The organism is Rhodococcus sp. AG1013 (genome assembly GCF_003350365.1).
Taxonomy (GTDB): domain Bacteria; phylum Actinomycetota; class Actinomycetes; order Mycobacteriales; family Mycobacteriaceae; genus Prescottella.
Genome location: NZ_QQAT01000050.1, coordinates 1 through 1,391 on the forward strand (window position 1 = coordinate 1; position 1,391 = coordinate 1,391).

At 66.2% G+C, this 1,391-nt stretch carries 1 protein-coding gene; it reads left to right on the forward strand.

What is annotated here, in order from left to right:
* On the forward strand, positions 1-1,391 hold a 1,391-nt coding region (gene sdhA, locus DEU38_RS27930; protein ID WP_114724617.1), incomplete at both ends, for a succinate dehydrogenase flavoprotein subunit.

The window sequence follows — 1,391 nt, forward strand, 5'->3', positions numbered from 1 at the left end:
CCCGAGGGCAAGATCGACCAGCGTCGTTTCGGTGGTCACACCCGCGATCACGGTAAGGCTTTGGTGAGAAGGTCGTGCTATGCCGCCGACCGCACCGGCCACATGATCCTGCAGACGCTCTACCAGAACTGCGTCAAGCACGACGTCGAGTTCTTCAACGAGTTCTACGCGCTCGACATCGCGCTGACCGAGACCCCCGAGGGCCCCGTCGCGACCGGCGTCATCGCCTACGAGCTCGCGACCGGCGAGATCCACGTCTTCCACGCGAAGTCGATCGTGTTCGCCACCGGCGGCTCGGGCCGCATGTACAAGACGACGTCCAACGCGCACACCCTCACCGGTGACGGCATGGGCATCATCTTCCGCAAGGGCCTGCCGCTCGAGGACATGGAATTCCACCAGTTCCATCCGACAGGTCTGGCGGGTCTCGGCATCCTCATCTCCGAGGCCGTCCGAGGCGAGGGCGGCATCCTCCGCAACGCCGACGGCGAACGCTTCATGGAGCGCTACGCCCCCACCATCAAGGACCTCGCGCCGCGCGACATCGTCGCCCGCTCGATGGTGCTCGAGGTGCTCGAGGGTCGCGGTGCCGGTCCGAACAAGGACTACGTCTACATCGACGTCACGCACCTCGGCGAGGACGTGCTCGAGGAGAAGCTCCCCGACATCACCGAGTTCGCCCGCACCTACCTGGGCGTCGACCCGGTCACCGAGCTCGTCCCGGTGTACCCGACGTGCCACTACGTGATGGGTGGCATCCCCACCAAGATCCGCGGTGAGGTGCTGCGCAACAACGAGGACGTCGTCCCCGGCCTGTACGCCGCCGGCGAGTGCGCCTGCGTCTCGGTGCACGGCGCGAACCGTCTGGGCACCAACTCGCTGCTCGACATCAACGTCTTCGGTCGCCGCGCCGGCATCGCCGCCGCGGAGCACGCCGAGAACAGCGACTTCGTGCCGCTGCCGGAGAACCCGGCGAAGATGGTCGAGGAGTGGCTCGAGGTCATCCTGTCCGACCACGGCCACGAGCGTGTCGCGGACATCCGGACCGAGCTGCAGCAGACCATGGACAACAACGCGTCGGTGTTCCGCACCGAGGCCACGCTGACCCAGGCGCTGCAGGATGTGCGTGCTCTCAAGGAGCGCTACAACCACATCACGGTCCAGGACAAGGGCAAGCGCTACAACAGCGACCTGCTCGAGGCCGTCGAGCTCGGCTTCCTGCTCGAGATGGCCGAGGTCACCGTCGTCGGTGCACTCAACCGCAAGGAATCGCGCGGCGGACACGCCCGCGAGGACTACCCGGATCGCAACGACGCCGAGTACATGCAGCACACCATGGCCTACAAGGTGGGCGACGGTCTGCTCTCCGACATCCGTCTCGACTACAAGCC